Source organism: Parageobacillus sp. G301 (genome assembly GCF_030268025.1).
Lineage (GTDB): Bacteria > Bacillota > Bacilli > Bacillales > Anoxybacillaceae > Parageobacillus_B > Parageobacillus_B toebii.
In genome coordinates, this window is record NZ_BSDB01000002.1 from 959736 (window position 1) to 975654 (window position 15919).

The window sequence follows — 15919 nt, forward strand, 5'->3', positions numbered from 1 at the left end:
AAAAGGGTGATATGGATGAAACAGTTGATTTTAGCTTCAAGTTCCCCTCGTCGAAAACAGCTGCTTGAATTAGCTAACCTCCGCTTTCAAATCCTCGCTAGCCACATTGATGAACAAATTCATGAAGCCAAGTCCCCGGAACAAGCCGTACAGTTGCTTGCCTATCGTAAAGCAAAAGCTGTTGCCGATCACTATCCTCATTCGTACGTCATCGGGGCGGATACGGTCGTCGCTTATCAAGATAACATTTTAGGAAAGCCGAAAACAGAAGAAGAAGCAGCGGCCATGCTGCGCATGTTGTCAGGCAATGAACACGATGTACTAACAGGAGTAGCCATTCTTTCCCCAAACGGTCAATCATTGTTTGTGGAAAAGACAAAGGTGTTTTTTTGGGATTTAACAGAAGAAGAAATTTTTGATTACATTGCAACGGGGGAACCGATGGACAAAGCGGGAGCGTACGGTATTCAGGGACGCGCTGCTTTATTTGTCAAACGTATTGAGGGAGATTATTTTAACGTTGTCGGGCTGCCGTTGTCACGGACAGTGCGTGAGCTGAAGCGCCTTGGTTGGTAACTTTTTTCGGTTGATAAAAAGAAAAAAAGGAGTGAATATAAAATACGATGACGTTTATGATTCGCGATGTGCCAAAGGATGCCCGCCCGCGTGAACGGCTTCTTTCTTCTGGTCCGGAAAGTTTAGCTGATCACGAGCTGCTTGCCATTTTGCTTCGGACAGGAACAAAGGAAGAATCGGTATTGCAGCTTGCTCATCGCTTGCTTAAGCATTTTGAAGGACTTCGGCTGTTAAAAGATGCTACGATTGAAGAAATAACAAGCATTAAAGGAATTGGGACAACGAAGGCGGTTCAAATTTTGGCGGCAATCGAGCTCGGCAGACGAATTAGCCGACTTAGTTACAATGAGAGATATGTGATTCGTTCCCCAGAAGATGGAGCGAAATATGTCATGGAAGATATGCGTTTTTTGTCCCAAGAACATTTTGTCGCTATTTATTTAAATACAAAAAATCAAGTGATTCATCGAAAAACAATATTTATTGGCAGTTTAAACGCCTCTATCGTTCATCCGCGTGAAGTGTTTAAAGAAGCGATTAAGCGATCTGCTGCCTCGATTATTTGTGTGCATAATCATCCCTCCGGCGATCCAACTCCAAGTCGAGAAGATATTGATGTGACGAAACGCCTTGCCGAATGCGGTCGGATTATTGGGATTGAATTGTTAGACCACCTCATTATTGGTGATCAAAAATTCGTTAGTCTGAAAGAAAAAGGATATGTGTAGTAGTTCTCATTTTTTGTCGAATAAGTTATAATAACAACTATGAGTTTTTATCATGTTTTGGGCGGTGTCGTACAAAACATTGAAACAAAAACATGAGTAAATTCGACAAATTTAGCGGATTGTTATAAAAGCATTTCGTTTCAGAAAGGAAGATATAGAGTATGTTTGGATTTGGGACAAGAGACCTTGGCATCGATTTAGGAACAGCAAATACGCTCGTGTATGTAAAAGGAAAAGGAATTGTTGTTAGAGAACCATCTGTTGTTGCGTTGCAAAAAGATACGAAACAAATTGTCGCTGTCGGTAATGAAGCGAAAAATATGATTGGTCGGACTCCTGGAAATGTCGTTGCACTTCGTCCGATGAAAGACGGGGTGATCGCCGACTATGAGACAACGGCGACGATGATGAAATATTACATTAAACAAGCGACAAATAAAGGATTTTTTGCAGGGAAACCGTACGTGATGGTATGTGTACCGTATGGGATTACCGCTGTAGAAGAGCGCGCTGTCATCGATGCGACGCGTCAGGCGGGAGCTCGTGATGCCTATACGATTGAAGAGCCGTTTGCTGCAGCGATCGGTGCAAACCTTCCAGTATGGGAACCGACGGGAAGCATGGTCGTTGACATCGGCGGTGGTACGACAGAAGTTGCGGTTATTTCTCTCGGCGGCATCGTCACGAGCCAATCGATTCGCATCGCTGGTGACGAGATGGATGAGGCAATTATTCACTATATCCGCAAAACGTATAATTTAATGATTGGCGAACGGACAGCGGAGGCGATTAAAGTCGAAATCGGCTCGGCAGGGGATGCAGAAGGAATTGGAAAAATGGAAATCCGTGGCCGTGACTTATTGACAGGACTTCCGAAGACCATTGAAATTAGCGCAGAGGAAATTGCAGAAGCATTGCACGATACGGTTTATGCGATTGTTGATTCCGTAAAAAATACGTTAGAAAAGACACCGCCGGAATTAGCTGCCGATATTATGGACCGCGGCATCGTGCTTACAGGCGGAGGCGCATTATTGCGCAATCTCGATAAAGTCATCAGCAAAGAAACGGATATGCCTGTTATTGTTGCTGAAAATCCGCTTGATTGTGTAGCAATTGGAACAGGAAAAGCGTTAGATCATATCGATTTATTTAAAAACAAAGCGAGAAGCCATCGCTGACGGTAAGAGGGTGTCAACATCATGCCACAGTTCTTTTTAAACAAACGGCTCATTTTATTGCTTGTCAGTATTATTATCCTCGTGGCATTGATTGGTTTTTCCTTAAAAGATCGCAATGAACTGACATGGTCTGAGCAGTTTTTAAAAGATACAACCGGTTTTGTCCAGCTAATTTTCCATAAGCCCGCACAACTCGTTGCGGGCTTCTTTGAGAATGTGAATGATATAAGGAATACATATAAAGAAAACAAGCTGTTAAAAGAACGCCTCGAGGAATATGTATCCTTAGAAGCGCAAGTGCAAACATTGAAAAAAGAAAATGAAAGACTTCGTGCTCTTTTAAATAAAAAAGAAAGCTTGCGTGATTTTGTTCCAATTCAGGCGACTGTTATTGGAAGAAACCCAGACCGTTGGCAAGAAACGGTCATCGTCAATAAAGGCCAGCAGCATGGTGTAAAGAAAGATATGGCGGTGATTACACCAGAAGGGCTAGTAGGAAAAGTGCAGCATGCCGCCCAATTTACTTCCACGATTCAATTGTTGAGTGCATCGGATCAAAAAAATCGAATTTCTGCATATGTACAAGGAAAGGAAAATGTCTTTGGATTAATCGAAGGATATGATGAAAAACGAAGAGCGTTGTTGTTAAAAGAAATTCCTTTTGATGCAAAAATCAAGAAAAAACAAAAAGTGTTAACATCCGGCCTTGGCGGAATTTTCCCAAAAGGCCTTGTCATTGGCGAAGTGATGGAAGTAGTGCCAGATCAATACGGGTTGACAAAAATGGTTTACGTGAAACCAGCAGCTAATTTTTATGACATTGATGACGTGATTATTGTAAAAAGAAAAATTGATGAGACATTTGAGGAGAGGGAGGAAGCAAAATGAAAAAATGGGCGCTTCCTTTCCTTGCCGTTTTATGTTTTGTTAGTGAAAGCATTTTTGTTGATTTGTGGCCAAAGAACGAGCTGTATATGCATTATTTTTTTGTACCGCGCTTTTTTCTTGTTTTTCTTGTTTTTACCACTATTTATATAGGAAAAACGCGTGCGATGGTTTACGGGTTTATTTTTGGCGTGCTTTATGATTGTGTATATACGGAATTGCTTGGGGTTTATGCATTTGCATTTACTTTAATCGCTTACATAGTATCGAAAGCGATTAAAGTGTTTTATCAACATTGGTTAATCGCTTGTTTTCTTAGTCTTCTTTCTATCACCATTCTTGAATTATATGTATATGGAATTCAACTGCTCATTGGAAGAACCGATATGCCTTTTGAAGCATTTTGTTCTGAAAGATTATGGCCAACGTTGTTGTTAAATGCCGTGTTTCTTATTTTACTTTCATACCCATTGAAACAATGGTTAGTAAAAATCAAACGTTTTGAGCGGGAAGAGTAAAAAAGGAAAATGAATGTTTTTTGTAGAATTATTCGTTGAGGTGAACGTTGTGACGAAACCAAAACAATATATAACGATTAAAGGGACGAAAGATGGACTAACGTTGCATCTCGATGACACGTGTTCCTATGACGATCTATTAAAAGAACTGGAAGAAAAACTAACGGTAAGCGAAAAGGCAGAATCGGACGGTCCGCTCGTTTCTGTTCATCTCAAAGTTGGAAATCGTTATTTAACTCCGGAACAAGAAGAAGAATTGCGCACATTAATTCGTCGCAAAAAAAATTTGGTCGTCGAATCGATTGAAAGCAATGTGATAACAAAGAAAGAAGCGCTAGAGTGGAAGCGGAAAACGGAAATTGTGTCAGTTTCAAAAATTGTTCGCTCGGGTCAAGTGTTGCACGTAGAAGGAGATCTTTTATTAATTGGCGATGTAAATCCAGGAGGAACCGTTATTGCTGGCGGAAATATTTTTATTCTCGGAGCATTGCGGGGAATTGCTCATGCCGGATATTACGGAAATAAAGAAGCGGTCATTGCCGCATCCATTATGAAACCAACACAGCTGCGAATCAGCGATGTGATGAATCGGGCTCCCGATTACAAAGCGGATGAGCGGAATGAAATGGAATGCGCATATATCGATGATCATAATCAAATTGTTGTGGATCGCTTGCAGCTTCTTATGCATTTGAGGCCGAACTTGACGCGGTTAGAAGGGAGAGTGTAACAGTGGGAGAAGCTATCGTCATTACATCAGGCAAGGGTGGCGTCGGAAAAACGACAACAACTGCAAACGTTGGAACAGCGCTGGCCATACTTGGAAAGCGAGTTTGTCTTGTGGATACAGATATCGGGTTGCGTAACCTCGATGTTGTAATGGGGTTAGAAAACCGCATTATTTATGACCTGGTTGACGTTGTGGAAGGCCGTTGCACCGTGCAAAAAGCGCTAGTAAAAGATAAACGATTTGATGATCATCTCTATTTATTGCCTGCCGCGCAAACAAGCGATAAATCCGCGGTCGCTCCAGAGCAGATGAAACAGTTGGTGGATGAGTTAAAGCAAGACTATGATTATGTGTTAATCGATTGCCCAGCAGGTATTGAGCGAGGTTATAGAAATGCCGTGGCGGGGGCGGATGAAGCAATTGTTGTAACAACGCCGGAAGTATCGGCAGTGCGTGATGCTGACCGGATTATTGGTTTACTAGAAAACGAGGAACATATAAAGCCACCAAGGCTTATCATTAACCGCATTCGCAGCCATATGGTAAAAAACGGAGACATGCTTGATGTCGACGAAATCGTCATGCACTTATCCATTGATTTATTAGGAATTATCGCCGATGATGAAAACGTCATCAAAGCTTCCAATAAAGGGGAGCCAATCGTTCTTGATCCGAACAGCAAAGCATCGATTGCGTATCGTAATATTGCGCGAAGAATTCTCGGAGAGTCCATCCCGCTGCAGCCGCTGGAAGATGAGCAAAAGGGAATTTTCTCGAAAATTAAAAAATTATTTGGCGTACGTTAATCCCTGCTGATCAAATAGCAGGGATTTTTTTATTTATCATATCTTCCAAGGTTGTCTAATAAACTAGTACAAACTATGTTTGGAAGGGATGGTGAGGAATAATGAATCGACGTGCTCAAGAAATTCGTAAGCGAATTGAAAAACGGAGAAAAGAAAGGCAGCATTTTGGGACATCACATCAGGAATTGTGGGCGATCACAGATGAAGAACGGTACGGTCAGCCAGTAGTGACGTATGATCGCTATCCATTTGATGAAGAGAAACATCCAATCTTTAACAAAGAAACGTTTATTTTGAAAATGTTTCTTTCCGCCTGTCTTGTTTTAGTAACAGCCATTTTATTTAAAAATCCATCTGATTCGTTAGAACCAGCCCGTCAGTTTGTGAAAAATACGATGGAGAAAGAATTTCAATTTGCTGCCGTTTCAAAATGGTATGAAAAGCAGTTTGGCGAGCCGCTTGCGCTAATTCCTACAGAAAAACAAACAAAAACAATGCCAAAACAATATGCCGTTCCTGCATCAGGACGAGTTCTGGAAAGTTTTAAGAAAAACGGTCAAGGGGTTATGGTAGAGACAGCTAGCAATGCGAAAGTGGAAGCGGTGAATGAAGGAATCGTTATATTTGCTGGCACCAAGGAGAAGCTTGGGAAAACCGTAATCATTCAACATGCAGATGGAAGCGAGTCATGGTATGGCAACTTAGGTACGATTGCCGTAAAACTGTACGATTTTGTAGAAACGGGCAAGGAAGTCGGAACAGCGATGACGAACAGCCATGATCAAACAAAGGCGGTATTTTATTTTGCCATTAAACAAGGAGATCATTTTATTGATCCGATTCAGGTGATTTCCTTTGAGTAAGTATGTCGCATTGTTTACAAAAGTTCATATACATCCGCTATTATGGCTGTTTGGCGGTATTGCGGTGATCACCGCGCATTTTAAGCAATTGTTTCTTTTATTTCTTATCGTGTTGATTCATGAGCTTGGACACGCTGTTGCTGCTGCTTTTTTTTCATGGCGCATCAAACAAATTTTATTGCTTCCGTTTGGGGGGGTAGCCGAAGTAGAGGAACACGGAAATCGTCCGTTTCATGAAGAACTTATTGTAACGCTAGCTGGACCAGTGCAACACCTTTGGCTGATGGGTATTGCGTTTTTTTTATGGAAAGCAGGTTTTATGACGGACGAAGGATGGAGTTTATTTGCTCATTACAATGTCGCGCTTCTTTTTATTAATCTATTGCCTATTTGGCCGTTGGATGGGGGAAAGCTGCTATTCCTTGCATTGACCCGCTACTTTCCTTTTAGTGAGGCGCATAAAAAAATGATCATTCTGTCATTTGTAGCACTTATGTTGTTTTTCAGCAGTATTCTATTGTTGCAGCCGCAGCAATTTGATTTGTGGATCATGATGATATTTCTCTTTATTTCGTTATGGAAAGAGTGGAGACATCGCCATTATGTGATGATGCGGTTTTTACTCGAGCGCTATTACGGAAAACGAGGAAGCTATGAGAAATTACGGACTATTCATGTTTCTGAGGAAGAGACGATCATTCAAGTGCTGCAAAACTTTTACCGTGGCCAGAAACATTCTATTGTTGTTACAAAGAGCAATCATGAGCGAGTAACATTGGATGAAAACGAGTTGCTCCATGTATTTTTCTCTGAAAAACAAGCAAACGAGAAACTGGGAAATCTTGTTTATATATGAATGAATCTGATGAACTTCTCCCACCTCCATTCCATTTAGAGGTGGGAGACTTCTTGGGAAAAATGTTAAATGTATTGACAGTTCTAGTTGTATTATGATACTATTTCTCATGTTGTAGACAATTTTGTACCGTTCGCGAAAACGGACAAAAGACGGTGCAACGCATTTTTAGCACCCGTACTACAACCGCTCAGCGCGGGTTTATAAAGCGTTCGGCATCCCGAACCGCCTTGTCGCTGGCGAGTCTGAGTCTATATAGGGAGGTGCAATTCATGTACGCAATTATCGAAACTGGCGGTAAACAAATCAAAGTAGAAGAAGGACAAGAAATCTACATCGAAAAAATCGATGCCCAAGAAGGCGAAACGGTAACGTTTGACAAAGTATTATTCGTAGGCGGCGAAACAGTAAAAATCGGCAACCCTACAGTAGAAGGGGCAACGGTAACGGCGAAAGTACAAAAACACGGCCGTCAAAAGAAAATTATCGTTTTCAAATATAAGGCGAAAAAGAACTATCGTCGCAAACAAGGCCACCGTCAGCCTTACACAAAAGTAGTAATTGAAAAAATTAATGCATAAAGGCATTTGGGATGATTAAAGTAGAAATTGAGCGCACAATGGAAGGCAAAATTCGCGCATTTACGATAAAAGGACATGCGAATTTTGCAAACCATGGACAAGATATCGTTTGTGCTGGAGTATCTGCAGTGTCGTTTGGCGCGGTCAATTCAATCATCGCGTTAACGAACGTTCAACCGCATATTACGCAAGGAGAAAATGGCGGCTATCTCCGCTGTGAGCTTCCTGTTATTGAAAATGAAGCAACGGCAGAGAAAGTTCAGCTCCTCCTTGAAGCGATGCTCGTTTCTTTACAAACGATAGAACGTGATTACGGAGAATATATTCGCGTTATTCAACGATAGCGGGAGGTGACATAGATGCTAAGACTAGATCTCCAATTTTTCGCATCGAAAAAAGGGGTAGGTTCGACAAAAAACGGACGTGACTCCATCGCGAAACGCCTTGGCGCAAAACGCGCTGACGGCCAATTCGTCACTGGCGGTTCGATTCTTTACCGTCAACGCGGTACGAAAATCCATCCAGGATTGAACGTTGGCCGCGGCGGCGATGATACGCTTTATGCGAAAATTGACGGCATCGTTCGTTTCGAACGTCTCGGCCGTGACCGCAAAAGAGTAAGCGTATATCCTGTTAGCAAAGAAGCATAAGCAAATGGGAAGGAAACTCTAACCTTGTCTTGGTTAGAGTTTTCTTTTTGTTTTTTCAGAAAAGCGTGAAAAAGCATTCACGTTTCTCGTAGAAAAATGCTATAGTAAAGATAAATGGACGATCGATCAAGTTGCGTGATTGATAAATAGAACGCTACGGATGGAAAAATAGTGGAGGATAGTGGAACACGAATGGAAAAGCAATGGAGAATAGTGGATGTATTGCGTCATTCCCGCCACGACTGGCTGAATAAAATTCAGCTTATTAAAGGGAATTTGACGCTAAATAAAATAGAGCGAGTTTACGAAATTATTGATGAAATTATTGGCGAGATGCAGCAGGAAACGAAGCTTACCAATTTAAAAGCGGTACAATTTGCGGAATGGATGATGACTTATAATTGGCAAACACGGCTTATTTCATTAGAATATGAAGTGCTTGGGGATGAATGTGATTTATCCTCTTATGACGAAGATTTAACAACATGGAGCAGCAATTTTTTAAATTTAATGGAACAACAAGCGGATGCGCATGACGAAAATCATATGAGCATTTCCATTGAAGTGTTAAGCGAGGAAGTAAAGTTGTTTTTTGATTACAACGGGACGATAAAAGATAAGGATATCATCGTTCAATGGCTTCATGAGCATCGACAGCAAGCGGCGATCCATCTCGAATCTTTTGATATACATAATAATGAAATGACCGTACTTATAAAAATTATCCTTTGACGGCATTCGTGATGGAACGGGTGGCCGCGGTTTACTGAACAGATATGTTGATGAACAATAAAAGCTACTTATTTTTATTAGTGGATGGATGCAACGTTTTTACTGAGGGCATCAAGCGTTTGCTTGCCGACATTGTGCACTATCTTACATGAACAGAAACGACCGTGTTCTTATGTAAGACACTATTTATTTCTGGTTTTTGTGCAAAATAATAAACAGTCATGGCATCAAGAATAGATCGGAGGAAAACAAGATGTTTGTCGACCAAGTGAAAATTTACGTAAAAGGCGGCGACGGCGGCAACGGAATGGTTGCGTTTCGCCGTGAAAAATATGTTCCAAAAGGCGGACCTGCCGGCGGTGATGGCGGAAAAGGCGGAGACGTTGTCTTCGTCGTTGACGAAGGATTAAGGACGCTCATGGATTTTCGTTATCAGCGTCATTTTAAGGCGCCAAGAGGCGGAAATGGCATGTCGAAAAATCAGCACGGAAAAAACGGTGAAGATTTGATCGTCAAAGTACCGCCGGGGACGGTTGTCATCGATGCGGACACCAATCAAGTATTAGCGGATTTAACGGAAAACGGTCAACGATTTGTCGTCGCAAAAGGCGGACGCGGCGGACGAGGAAATACACGTTTTGCCACGCCGGCAAACCCTGCTCCGGAAATCGCGGAAAACGGGGAGCCGGGAGAAGAACGCAATGTCATTCTCGAATTAAAACTGCTCGCTGATGTCGGCTTAGTCGGTTTTCCTAGCGTTGGAAAATCGACGCTTCTGTCCGTCGTTTCTGCGGCGAAGCCAAAAATTGCCGAATATCATTTCACTACGCTCGTTCCTAATTTAGGCGTGGTCGAAACGGATGATGGCAGAAGCTTTGTCATGGCCGATTTGCCTGGGCTGATTGAAGGCGCCCATCAAGGCGTCGGATTAGGCCATCAATTTTTGCGCCATATCGAACGGACGCGCGTCATCGTCCATGTCATTGATATGGCGGCGACGGAAGGGCGGGATCCGTACGAAGATTATTTAGTGATCAACGAGGAGTTAAAACAATACAATTTGCGGTTAACGGAACGCCCGCAAATTATCGCTGCCAATAAAATGGATATGCCGAATGCCGAAGAAAACTTGCAAAAGTTTAGAGAAAAAATTGGGGACGATGTGCCGATCTTTCCGATTTCCGCGGTGACTAAACAAGGGGTGCGCGAACTGCTATTTGCAATCGCCGACCTTTTAGAAACGACGCCGGAATTCCCGCTTCACGAAGTGGAAGAGCCAGCGGTTCAGCGCGTCGTCTACAAGTATGAAAAAGAGGAGCCGCCATTTACGATTACAAGAGGCAGTGATGGAGCGTTTATTCTATCTGGAGAAAAGGTCGAAAAGTTATTTAAAATGACTGATTTTTCAAGAGAGGAATCCGTTCGCCGTTTCGCCCGACAGTTGCGGGCAATGGGGGTCGATGATGCGCTGCGTGAGCGCGGTGCGAAAGATGGAGACATTGTAAGGCTTTTGGATTATGAATTTGAATTTGTTGATTAATGTTTAAAGGGGCAGGGGAGGGAGGCACGATGGATAAAAAATTTTACTTAGTTCGTGAAGACGTATTGCCAGAAGCGATGCGAAAAGTGCTTTTAGCAAAAGAATTGCTAGAGCGAAAAAAAGTTGATTCTGTCGCGGAAGCAGTGCGGTTAGTGGATGTCAGCCGGAGCATATTTTATAAGTATCGTGACGCGGTATTTCCGTTTCAAGCGGTAGTGAAAGAAAGTATTGTTACATTATTTTTTCATTTAGAAGACCGCTCCGGCACCCTTTCCCAACTGCTTAGCGTTGTTGCGGCAGCAGGTTGCAACGTGCTGACGATTCATCAGACGATTCCGCTCCAAGGTCGTGCGAATGTTACTCTATCTATTAGCACAAACGAGATGAAAGAAGATATTGAGGAGCTGCTTGCGAAATTGCGGCGGCTTGAATTTGTCGAAAAAGTTGAAATTGTTGGCTCGGGAGCGTATTAAAGTAAGGGAGAGGCAATAAAATGAAAATTGGCTATTTAGGACCAAAAGCAACATTTACCGATTTAGCGGTAACAACGATGTTTCCTCGCGCGGAAAAAATTCCATACCATACCATTCCAGAATGCATTGATGCGGTAAGCAATGAAGAGATTGATGCTGGGGTAGTACCGCTTGAAAATGCGTTAGAAGGCTCGGTTAATTTAACGCTCGATTATTTAATTCATGAACAATTGCTTCCAATCGTTGGGGAAATTATCGCACCCATTCAGCAGCATTTAATGGTCCACCCATACCATGCGCATCATTGGACGGAAGTGAAAGAAATTTATTCCCACTCGCATGCGATTGCGCAATGTCACAAATTTTTGCACGCTAATTTAAAAAAAGCAAAGCACGTATATATGACATCGACAAGTGCGGCTGCGAAATTCGTCAGCGAACGCCCGCACCTTCCGATTGCGGCGATTGCCAACCGGCTGGCGGCCGAAGAATATGGGCTTACGATCGTGCAAGAAAACATTCACGATTATGATTATAATCATACCCGTTTTATTATCGTCCGCAAGCAAAACGAACCGCTGAAAATCGATTCGCCGCTGTATGCTGGGGATAAAACGACATTGATGGTGATGCTTCCGAAAGATCAGCCCGGCGCCCTCCATCAGGTGCTTTCCGCGTTTGCGTGGCGCAAATTAAACTTGACGAAAATTGAATCCCGCCCTGCGAAAACGGGATTAGGAAACTACTTTTTTATCATCGATATTGATCAAAAGATGGATGAAGTGTTAATTCCAGGTGCGATCGCTGAGCTTGAAGCGCTCGATTGCATCGTGCAAGTATTAGGGAGTTATCCGTATTATATTATATAAACCTCTCTCCCTATATTTTCGCTTAGCGGAGGAGGCTGCGATAAAAAATAAGCCATCCCTAACCTATAGTGGCGGGGATGGCTTTATATGTTTCTCTATGACGCGGCAATGGCTTTGGATCATTTGTTCTGGAAGCTCGTTAATTGGAAAAAACCTCACATCTAATGATTCCTCAGGATTTGCGCGGATTTCTCCGGAAAATTCATTCGTTTCATAAACGATTGTAACGGCATAAAATTCATCTCCATTAGGAACTTTCACGTACGTGCCTGGTCCGGAAAGGACATCGAGGAGTCGACAACTTCCGATGGTGAGTCCTGTTTCTTCCCATACTTCCCGTCTTGCTGTTTCCTCAGCCGATTCCCCAAGCTCCATTAATCCACCTGGGAGCCCCCAATATCCTTTAGGTTGTCTGCGCTTTTGCAGCAATACTTCGTTTTTTTCATTTTTGATGATCGCCAGTGCGCCAACTAAAATGACGGGGCGATGGCCGATAAGGGCGCGCAGTTCTTCAATGTAACCCATACCATTCTTCCTTTCAGTTGTTTCGAAATTATTGTAAGGGGTGAATTTCTACGACTCAATGAGAAACCCGGCTTTTTGGAGAGCATGACAGGCAGCGTCGAGCTTGGCAATCGAATCCGCTTCAATCGTATGAAGGTGGGTGCCATCTGTCAGCTGCAGCAAATAAGATGATTTCGTTTCTTCAATTTTTTGAATGAATTGATCGACTTCCAGCCGATTGCTGACCATCACGGAAGCGGTTAAATCCCCATATACGGGATGCTCGATTTTCACATCTTTGACAGTGACGCCGTGGTCAACGAGAATATATAATTCTTCTTTTGTTTGTTCAGGCGTATGAAAGCACGCGATGGTGCGCGTATATGTTTGTGCCGGAATGTTTGGCGGCAAGTATAAATATCCTTGGCTCGTGGCGATAATCGGTTCATTGCGCGCTTTTAATAGTGAAATATCTTGCACGATTACTTGGCGGCTGACGTTTGTTTTTGCGGCGAGCTCGGCGCCAGTGATCGGCCTTTTGCTTTCTTTTAGCCACTGCAAAATGAGCGTGCGCCGTTGTTCCCCGAGAATTTTTTTCTCTTCTTTCAATTCATTCAAACTCCTTTCTTTGCTGACTGATTCGCTCAAGGGAAGACACAAGTTGGTCAATGTCTTTTTCCGTCGTCCATTTCCCGAATGAAACACGTATAAACTGTTTTGCTTCCTCTACAGATTTTCCAACTGCCAACATCGTCCGCGAAGGAGCTTGTTTTCCAATTTGACACGCACTTCCAGTGGAAATGGCGATGTTATCACGGTTACATTCCAGCATGACATATTGGCCTTCGATTCCATGAACAGAAAGACCGATAATATTTGGCAGGCGAACGTCAGGATGTCCCTCTGCCGTGACAGGCAAGCCTTTTTCACGAATAAGCGCCAGCAAGTAACGGCGAAGTTGTTCGAAGCGTGTATGTTCGGAATCCATATTCTCGAAAATGTGCTGTGCCGCGGTGATAAAAGAAGCGATTCCAGGCACATTGACTGTCCCTGGACGAAATCCATCTTCATGGGTGGCGTTAGGAAAACATGGCTGCCAATGGATGCGTGGGTCAATATATACCGCACCGACCCCTTTTGGTCCGTAAATTTTATGGGCAGAAATCGAAAGGCTGTCGATAAACATCTTTTTCACATCAATTCGTATTTTACCAAAAGTTTGGACACAATCGCTATGAAAGATTACCCCATGACGCCGAAGCAGCCGTCCAATTTCGGCAATTGGCTGTATTGTTCCGATTTCTGAATTAGCGTGTTGAATGGAGGCGAGAATCGTTTTTGGTGTAATCGCCCGTTGTAAATCACTGATATCAATTTGTCCAAAGCGGTTAACCGGTAAATAAGTGACCTCAAATCCTTCTTTTTCTAATTGTTGGAATAGATGATAAAGAGAAGCATGTTCAATCTCGGTTGTTATGAGATGATTTCCGCGGTGGCGATGCGCGTTAATAAGCGAACGAATAGCAAGAATATTGGATTCTGTTCCCCCGCTTGTAAAATAAATACCCCGTTCCTCGCCGCCAATAAGCGTGGCAAGTTCTTTTCGGCAAATAGTTAACAGTCGTTCGGCATTGCTTCCGATATCGTGTAAACTGCTTGCATTTCCAAAGTAAGCGTCAGCTGCTTCTACATAGGCATTTAGCGCTTCTTTGCTCATCGGTGTTGTAGCGGCATAGTCAAGATAAATCATCAAAATCATTCCTTTTGTTCACAAAATGTTAACAAAACTCTTGTCATTAGTTTAAATATATGTAAATATAGGTGTCAAGACAGTATGAAATTAGGAGGCAATTTTATGCCAGAAAATGGAGTTATTATCATCGGAAGCGGCATTGCGGCGTTAACCACTGCCTATTATTTGCATGAACATAAAAATGTGACGATTTTCACAAAAACAAAAAAAGAAGAAAGCAATTCATGGCTGGCACAAGGTGGTGTCGCTGCGTCCGTTTCACAGGAGGATGATTGGCGTTGTCATTTTGATGATACGATGACTGCTGGCTGTCATCATAATGACGAAAAGGCGGTTGAACTGCTCGTTCGTGAGGGGCCAAAACGAATTCGCGAATTAATAAATGCAGGATTATCATTCGATGTCAATCAGGATGGCAGTCTACATCTTGGACAGGAAGGGGCGCATAGTAAACGGCGGATTTTGCATGCAGGAGGAGACCAAACAGGGAGAACCATCGTCTCGTTTTTGTTAGAAAAGTTAATGGGACGCGTGACGATCGTGGAGGGCGAGTATGTCATCGAACTGCTTGTTGAAAATGGCCGCTGCGTCGGAATTAAGACGAAAAATCAATTAGGAGAGATTTCGTGCTATTATGCAAGCGCTGTCGTGCTCGCAGCGGGAGGATGCGCGGGGATGTATGCTTTTTCTTCGAATGCTTCAACGGTTACAGGGGATGGGATTGCATTAGCTTATCGCGCCGGCGCGGTTATTGCCGACGTCGAATTTATCCAATTCCATCCAACGATGTTGTTTGTCGATGGGAAAGCGGTTGGCTTAATTTCAGAAGCAGTACGTGGCGAAGGTGCGGTGTTAGTGACAGAAGACGGGCGGAGAATGATGGAACATGTCCATCCACTAAAAGACTTGGCTCCCCGCGATATTGTAGCCCGTGCTATTCATGACGAAATGAGCAAGGGACATCGTGTCTATTTAGATATTTCAGCGATTCCGAGTTACCGCGAACGATTTCCGACGATGGCAAATCTATGCGCGGAACATGGTATTGATATGGAAACAGGCAGGCTTCCGATTGTGCCAGGCGCTCATTTTTTGATGGGCGGTGTTTTGGTTAATGATTGCGGACAGACTTCCATACAAGAGTTATATGCCGTCGGAGAGGTGGCATGTACAGGTGTTCACGGGGCAAATCGGTTGGCGAGCAATTCGCTGCTGGAGGGAATTGTGTTCGGAGCGCGCGCTGCAAAGGCGATCCGAAGAGAAACAGCGCCGCCGACACCATTACGTAAAAAAACAAATAATATACACAGTATCAAAAGGGGCGTGAACGATTTACCAGAAATACCAACCATTCAAACCATCATGTCAATATATGCGGGCATCGTTCGTCATGAACAAGGCCTGCAACGTGCAAAACAGTGGTTTGAACAATTTCCGTTGTCTGACTTTGTGAATGGTTCGCTTGATGATTTTTCCATCGAGGAAATTACGGTTATTCATATGCTGTTAACCGGCTGGCTTATAACAACATCGGCGCTAGAGCGTACAGAAAGCCGGGGCGGGCATTATCGCACCGATTATCCGTTTGAGAGAGAACAATGGAGACAACGGCGTATTCGGCGGACAAAAAAAGAGCTGACCGTAACGGTATAACAATTTGCTGGAAGAGCGGAG

General features: G+C 43.2%; 20 protein-coding genes and 1 other annotated feature. Of the genes, 17 read left to right on the plus strand and 3 right to left on the minus strand.

Features of this window, described 5'->3' with window-relative positions; genetic code table 11:
* The first annotated feature begins 15 nt into the window (after positions 1–15).
* From QSJ37_RS13570 to pheA, 16 genes are all read left to right on the plus strand, one after another.
* Positions 16–576 carry a Maf family protein gene (locus QSJ37_RS13570; protein ID WP_285755619.1) on the plus strand — a complete coding sequence of 187 codons (561 nt, stop codon included), beginning with the start codon at positions 16–18 and terminating at the stop codon, positions 574–576.
* A 47-nt stretch (positions 577–623) separates the two neighbouring features.
* Positions 624–1304: a RadC family protein gene (gene radC, locus QSJ37_RS13575; protein WP_062677145.1), complete on the plus strand. Its 681-nt coding sequence runs from the start codon at positions 624–626 to the stop codon at positions 1302–1304.
* Positions 1305–1465: 161 nt separating this feature from the next.
* Complete coding sequence (locus QSJ37_RS13580) at positions 1466–2485, plus strand: rod shape-determining protein (RefSeq protein WP_015864656.1); 1020 nt, start codon at positions 1466–1468, stop codon at positions 2483–2485.
* 21 nt (positions 2486–2506) lie between these two features.
* Positions 2507–3373: a rod shape-determining protein MreC gene (gene mreC, locus QSJ37_RS13585; RefSeq protein ID WP_062677146.1), complete on the plus strand. Its 867-nt coding sequence runs from the start codon at positions 2507–2509 to the stop codon at positions 3371–3373.
* Positions 3370–3888 carry a rod shape-determining protein MreD gene (mreD, locus tag QSJ37_RS13590; protein WP_015864654.1) on the plus strand — a complete coding sequence of 173 codons (519 nt, stop codon included), beginning with the start codon at positions 3370–3372 and terminating at the stop codon, positions 3886–3888. Before mreC ends, mreD begins: the two co-directional genes overlap by 4 nt.
* A gap of 13 nt (positions 3889–3901) precedes the next feature.
* Entirely contained in the window at positions 3902–4618 is a 717-nt protein-coding gene (minC, locus tag QSJ37_RS13595; protein WP_285755620.1) for a septum site-determining protein MinC, read from the plus strand.
* A 2-nt stretch (positions 4619–4620) separates the two neighbouring features.
* Positions 4621–5424, plus strand: a complete 804-nt coding sequence (gene minD, locus QSJ37_RS13600) for a septum site-determining protein MinD (protein ID WP_171699011.1) — start codon at positions 4621–4623, stop codon at positions 5422–5424.
* Positions 5425–5525: 101 nt separating this feature from the next.
* Entirely contained in the window at positions 5526–6287 is a 762-nt protein-coding gene (locus QSJ37_RS13605; RefSeq protein WP_285755622.1) for a M23 family metallopeptidase, read from the plus strand.
* Positions 6280–7143 carry a M50 family metallopeptidase gene (locus QSJ37_RS13610; RefSeq protein WP_285755623.1) on the plus strand — a complete coding sequence of 288 codons (864 nt, stop codon included), beginning with the start codon at positions 6280–6282 and terminating at the stop codon, positions 7141–7143. Before QSJ37_RS13605 ends, QSJ37_RS13610 begins: the two co-directional genes overlap by 8 nt.
* A 174-nt stretch (positions 7144–7317) precedes the next feature.
* Positions 7318–7400 (plus strand) — a sequence feature (ribosomal protein L21 leader region).
* 15 nt (positions 7401–7415) lie between these two features.
* Positions 7416–7724: a 50S ribosomal protein L21 gene (gene rplU, locus QSJ37_RS13615; RefSeq protein WP_015864649.1), complete on the plus strand. Its 309-nt coding sequence runs from the start codon at positions 7416–7418 to the stop codon at positions 7722–7724.
* 11 nt (positions 7725–7735) lie between these two features.
* Positions 7736–8068, plus strand: a complete 333-nt coding sequence (locus QSJ37_RS13620) for a ribosomal-processing cysteine protease Prp (RefSeq protein ID WP_285755625.1) — start codon at positions 7736–7738, stop codon at positions 8066–8068.
* 15 nt (positions 8069–8083) lie between these two features.
* Entirely contained in the window at positions 8084–8374 is a 291-nt protein-coding gene (gene rpmA, locus QSJ37_RS13625; protein WP_015864647.1) for a 50S ribosomal protein L27, read from the plus strand.
* A 192-nt stretch (positions 8375–8566) separates the two neighbouring features.
* Positions 8567–9106, plus strand: coding sequence for a sporulation initiation phosphotransferase B (locus QSJ37_RS13630; protein ID WP_285755627.1), 540 nt, complete (start codon positions 8567–8569; stop codon positions 9104–9106).
* Between the two features lie 253 nt (positions 9107–9359).
* Positions 9360–10646, plus strand: a complete 1287-nt coding sequence (gene obgE / locus QSJ37_RS13635) for a GTPase ObgE (RefSeq protein WP_285755628.1) — start codon at positions 9360–9362, stop codon at positions 10644–10646.
* Positions 10647–10675: 29 nt separating this feature from the next.
* Positions 10676–11119: an ACT domain-containing protein gene (locus tag QSJ37_RS13640; RefSeq protein WP_062677152.1), complete on the plus strand. Its 444-nt coding sequence runs from the start codon at positions 10676–10678 to the stop codon at positions 11117–11119.
* Positions 11120–11139: 20 nt separating this feature from the next.
* Positions 11140–11988, plus strand: coding sequence for a prephenate dehydratase (pheA, locus tag QSJ37_RS13645; protein ID WP_285755631.1), 849 nt, complete (start codon positions 11140–11142; stop codon positions 11986–11988).
* 63 nt (positions 11989–12051) lie between these two features.
* Here the strand turns inward: pheA and QSJ37_RS13650 are convergent, their stop codons facing one another.
* From QSJ37_RS13650 to QSJ37_RS13660, 3 genes are read right to left on the minus strand one after another with little or no spacing between them, the layout of a single operon-like run.
* On the minus strand, positions 12052–12513 hold the full coding sequence (locus QSJ37_RS13650; protein WP_285755632.1) for an NUDIX hydrolase: 462 nt from the start codon (positions 12511–12513) through the stop codon (positions 12052–12054).
* 48 nt (positions 12514–12561) lie between these two features.
* On the minus strand, positions 12562–13101 hold the full coding sequence (locus QSJ37_RS13655) for a transcription repressor NadR (protein WP_285755633.1): 540 nt from the start codon (positions 13099–13101) through the stop codon (positions 12562–12564).
* A gap of 1 nt (position 13102) precedes the next feature.
* Positions 13103–14242 (minus strand): IscS subfamily cysteine desulfurase, encoded by a 1140-nt coding sequence (locus QSJ37_RS13660; protein ID WP_285755634.1) that lies wholly within the window; start codon positions 14240–14242, stop codon positions 13103–13105.
* 105 nt (positions 14243–14347) lie between these two features.
* Between QSJ37_RS13660 and nadB the strand changes: the two genes are divergently transcribed.
* A complete protein-coding gene (nadB, locus tag QSJ37_RS13665; protein ID WP_285755636.1) occupies positions 14348–15898 on the plus strand; it encodes an L-aspartate oxidase in 1551 nt (516 codons plus the stop codon).
* Positions 15899–15919 lie beyond the last annotated feature (21 nt).